Origin of the sequence: Paenibacillus pseudetheri, assembly GCF_924513355.1 — a bacterium.
GTDB classification, from domain to species: Bacteria; Bacillota; Bacilli; order Paenibacillales; family Paenibacillaceae; genus Paenibacillus_AQ; species Paenibacillus_AQ pseudetheri.
On the sequence record NZ_CAKMAB010000080.1, the window covers coordinates 1 to 4,379 of the forward strand.

Sequence of the window (4,379 nt, forward strand, 5' to 3'; positions counted from 1 at the left end):
TCTCTGGAATGTGGATAACCCGAAGCGGTTTAATAATTCCATGACGTATTTAACACAGCGTTAATACTATATGTGGACAAGTAGGAGGGGGTTGAGGTGAGAGAGGATCTTTTGATTAACAAAAAACTTGTTTTTATTTGATTAGTACTATATAGTTCTATCTATGACAAATAAAAAATTGAACAATGGATCTGCTAAATCTAAGAGTTCCAATCCGGTTAACCGGACCAAGGCAGTTGAAGTGGCTGCACAGTTATTTCTGCGTCAGGGGTACAGCTACGTTAGTATGGATGAGGTAGTACGGGTTAGCGGAGTATCCAAGTCGAATATTTATTACCATTTTAAAAACAAGGAGGAATTACTTCATGCTGTGGTGCAGTACTGGATCGCCCAGTATGAATCAGATCTTTACCTGCTGCTCAGTCAGCGTGAACGAGAGGTAACAGAACGCATCTATTCGTTTATGGCGTTACTGTCCGCAGGCATAGAGGGTCGGGATTATGAAGGAAGTTGTCCGTTTATTACACTGTATATGCAGACACCAGCCAGTGCACCGGAAGTCAAAGAAAGCATATCCCGTTTCTTTCGTGAGTTGCAGCCGATGATGGAGAAATTGTTCCAACAGGGGCTGGATGGCGGGGAGTTTCGTAAAGGAATCGAGCCGGGGCCAGCAGCAGCATTATTTATTGCGGCAATGGAAGGTTCCCTTGTGCTTGCGGAGACCGCGCGTGATACAGGAATTATTGAACAATCAGCACGTACTTTTTGTCAGATGCTTCGGTAAACGAAGCTGTTTTTTTGAATATAATTAGTACTTCATAGTACTATAAGGGGCAAATACACAATGAATGTTCATACTACTCGTGAAACAAATACGGAGCGCACTAGGGACATAAAGCAGGTTATTAACAAGAGGGCAATTGAACCAGCAATCATTTTCATGACAGGCAGTACAGGCTTTATCGGTAAGGAAACAGTAAAACAACTCGCGGCTGGGGACACAAAATTGTTGTTGCTTGTTCGTTCCGAACCAAGAGCCAGAGTTGTGCTGCAAGCTTACGGAGTGAAGAACTTCGACCGAATTACATTTATCCACGGCGATTTGTCCAAACCAGGTCTCGGCCTTGTATTGACTGATCGGCAGCTTGTTCTCGAAGCAGACGTCATCATTCATGCTGGCGGCACGATGGATGTTACTCTGGAGCGTAAAGAAGCAGAACAGATTTTTATGAACGGCGCGAAGGAAGTGGCGGAACTGGCTGGCGAGATCCATCGTATACGCGGACTGAGACACTTTATCCATGTTGTTGGATTTATGAGCCCGTATGGACAACGGGACGAAAAGGGGAAATACATTCAGGTCAACAAACTGGAAAATCATGAAAGTGCATATGAAGAAATGAAATTTCACGCTGATCTGTATATCCGTGAACATGCAGAGGCGAATCAGTATCCGTTGTCTGTTGTCAATCCAAGTACAGTCGTGGGACCGCGACCCACGGGTGAAACCGAGCAAACGGGTGGTATCGGACTGCTCATTCAGGCGATTCAGAAACGATTCATGCCTGTTGTACCGGGAGGTTCATCGTATTGGTTGCCGCTTGTGGAGAATGATGTGGTTGCAAAGACCCTTGTCTTTTTATCCAAAGAAACAGCTCCAGTGGGAGGAACGTATCCACTTTTGGCGCGCAAAGAAGATAGTCCTAGCATGAAGGAATTACTGCATCTTCTGTCACAGCAAATGGATGTTCCAAAGCCCAAATGGGCTGTACCACTGACATGGGTTCAATGGGCGATGAAATCAGGCGGTACGCGGATCAGCGGTGTTCCAGCAGAATCGGTTTCTTTTATTACCAACAGAACATTTCCGGTGGAAGAGACGGAGGCTCTGTTCACACGTATGGGACAATCCTGGCCTGATATCAGGGAACAGCTTCCATTTGTGACAGCCGACTTGGATTATCGTCTCCGTCATGCATCATCTGGGACTTTGCCAGCCGGTTGTACTCGATCACGGATCGGAAATTTGGCTGCACTTGGTTGGGATGGTGAAGGAGAGCCGTGGATCATCGTACATGGTTTGCTTAGTTGTGCCGATGAGATGTTACCTTTGGGAGAACGGCTTTGGGAACTGACAGGAAACCCGGTATGGCTTGTCGATCTGGCCGGATTCGGTCGGTCACCTGTTCATCAGAAGAGTGAAGCGTTTGAAGGCCAGGTGCATGAACTACTCACCGCACTTCGCGAGTTGGAAGGCCCGATGAAGCTGATCGGTCACTCTGTTGGGGGCGCAATTGCAGCTACGGCGGCAATCAGGAGCGGACGCACCGATATTCAGCTTGGTTTATTGCAGCCCGCAGGTCATAACTCTAACCAGACAGCTCTGTGTATGGCTTCCCGTATGCCAAGAGGTTTCGTGCGTACCCTTCTGGCCGGGCGATCCGAAGCTGGCTGGAATCGCATGCTTCAATCAAACCGTGACACGGATCACCGTGTAATTAGTAGATTTGCAGAAAAGGTGAGGTCCAGTATGCAATCTCCACGCATTGCGGGTGCGCATACCGATTTGTTACGCTGGATTCATACCGGGAAGGGCAAAGGAGTCCAAGACAAGTTATCGATGGGGACGTGGAGTAAAGCTGATCAGGTGAAGAGCACAGTAGTGGTCTGGGGCAAGGAAGATGAGGATTACCACTATCCTGAGGAAATCGATCCACAGGTTAAATGCGTAGATGTACCCTATGGTCATTATTTTCCGTTATTTCAGCCCCATGATACGGCTGCGATTCTTGTAGAGTGGTTCAATACCAAGAGATGAGACGAGTCCAGTTCTCTATGGTGCAGGAATCCCGCGAATACTGTCGAAAGGGTCAAGTTCGATTAGGGTGTGTCTTAGAACTCCGAACGGAGCAGATTTTGCCGAATTTACGTTCCAAGCCAGGAACTTTTTCGCAGGCGTACCGGGGTACGTCAAGAGAAAGTGACGCAGCAGGGGGACGAAAAGGCGGTGAAAGATGCCCTTAAGTGAGAATTAAGACACGACCTAATTGATTTGAGAAGTCAATTTCTAAGTAAAGAATTTTGGATATATGTTCTGAATGAACTTAATAATGTAGTTCGAACGGGATATGACTACAGAAGAATTGATACTGAGTTTTTCTCTGTAGTTAAGGGTCTTTTTCGTTGCAATATTACAGATGAGGTTAAAAGAATTTTAGGACAAGTAAATGCAGTGCTTCAACAGATAAATAGTATGGGAAAATAATACGTATCAATAATAGGGAAATGGTGTCTATGGAGGTACTATCTTTCTATTTTAAGAGTTAGTTATGTAATCGATTTTGCAAAGTATGAATAAGACTTCCTCTCTGAAATAAATGTATTATGCAATATTAGATGTCTTAATGATGGATTGAATTTGAGCAATGGTGTTAAAAATAACACCATTGCTATTTACTTTGACTAATAGGTGAATAAAATGGATGAAAAAACTCGACTAAACTTATCTTTATCCCAGGATATTGATGACGCCTTGACTAACCTTGCCGACAAAACAAAAATGAGTAAGAACTCCTTAATAAACTTGGCGTTATCGAAACTCCTTGTGGAGTTTGGAGTTATTGATCTCCATAAGGAAACACAAGAAAAGACCGAAGTATTAAAAAGCACCGAGTATTGTGATCTCTTGAAGCAGGGACGATTGGAGCTTGATCTATTTATTTGTACGATTGAACGAATAAATGTAAAGGCCAATGGTGAAGATGAAATTCGCTTTGCCTATTACAAGAAGAACAAAAATAATAATGAACGTTTAATCCTAAGACCACTTGATATTAATGAAAACGAACTCTTGATGCTGTTTGCTGATGCAGTAAATAAGAATGTTTTTACTCCAGATTTCCAAAGGAAATTAAAAGCTATTTTGTAGATGGAGGCGGTATACATGAGCAAGAAGATATTTAAAAATAAATTTCGTAATGGCATAAATATGGTTAATATTGGTTGTCAGGAAAATGTTGAAAAAGAGCTTGGTATTGAGGGTTTAACACAGTTCGGTAGTAGATAGTTACTCTTAGCTATGGAAGTAACAGATTCTTCCCTCCTCCATTTGAGGAAGGTCCAAGTATAACCTTATGGTGTGACATCATATTGACTTAAAAACTTCAATAAATCGTTAAACAGCTGCACAATTTCGTTGTTTGCATTAATGGTATAATCCGGCAACATCAAAAAGCAACTTTCCAACAGGGAAGTTGCTTTTTTTGTTAGTACGCCCAGCATGGGCGTTATCTTTAGGGTGAAAGTCCCGAACGGGGGCTGGCGAGCGCCTACCGTTAGCCAAGGGCAAGGGTGTCCACCGTGAGGTGGAATCTGAAGGA

At 43.8% G+C, this 4,379-nt stretch carries 4 protein-coding genes and 1 pseudogene; 4 read left to right on the top strand and 1 reads right to left on the bottom strand.

Annotation, left to right across the window (positions count from 1 at the left end; genetic code table 11):
• Positions 1 to 163 precede the first annotated feature (163 nt).
• From L1028_RS30765 to L1028_RS31430, 4 genes are all read left to right on the top strand, one after another.
• Entirely contained in the window at positions 164 to 784 is a 621-nt protein-coding gene (locus tag L1028_RS30765) for a TetR/AcrR family transcriptional regulator (RefSeq protein WP_076284384.1), read from the top strand.
• 60 nt (positions 785 to 844) lie between these two features.
• Positions 845 to 2,818 (top strand): alpha/beta fold hydrolase, encoded by a 1,974-nt coding sequence (locus L1028_RS30770; RefSeq protein WP_234541947.1) that lies wholly within the window; start codon positions 845 to 847, stop codon positions 2,816 to 2,818.
• Positions 2,819 to 3,478: 660 nt separating this feature from the next.
• Positions 3,479 to 3,928 (top strand): hypothetical protein, encoded by a 450-nt coding sequence (locus L1028_RS30775; RefSeq protein ID WP_234541948.1) that lies wholly within the window; start codon positions 3,479 to 3,481, stop codon positions 3,926 to 3,928.
• 15 nt (positions 3,929 to 3,943) lie between these two features.
• On the top strand, positions 3,944 to 4,066 hold the full coding sequence (locus L1028_RS31430) for a hypothetical protein (RefSeq protein ID WP_279306941.1): 123 nt from the start codon (positions 3,944 to 3,946) through the stop codon (positions 4,064 to 4,066).
• Between the two features lie 65 nt (positions 4,067 to 4,131).
• Here the strand turns inward: L1028_RS31430 and L1028_RS30780 are convergent.
• Positions 4,132 to 4,379: pseudogene (locus L1028_RS30780) on the bottom strand (hypothetical protein); the annotation flags it as partial.

Coding starts and splice junctions, on each gene's coding strand:
- L1028_RS30770 (WP_234541947.1), top strand. CDS start 845: ATGAATGTTCATACTACTCGTGAAACAAATACGGAGCGCACTAGGGAC.
- L1028_RS30765 (WP_076284384.1), top strand. CDS start 164: ATGACAAATAAAAAATTGAACAATGGATCTGCTAAATCTAAGAGTTCC.
- L1028_RS31430 (WP_279306941.1), top strand. CDS start 3,944: ATGAGCAAGAAGATATTTAAAAATAAATTTCGTAATGGCATAAATATG.
- L1028_RS30775 (WP_234541948.1), top strand. CDS start 3,479: ATGGATGAAAAAACTCGACTAAACTTATCTTTATCCCAGGATATTGAT.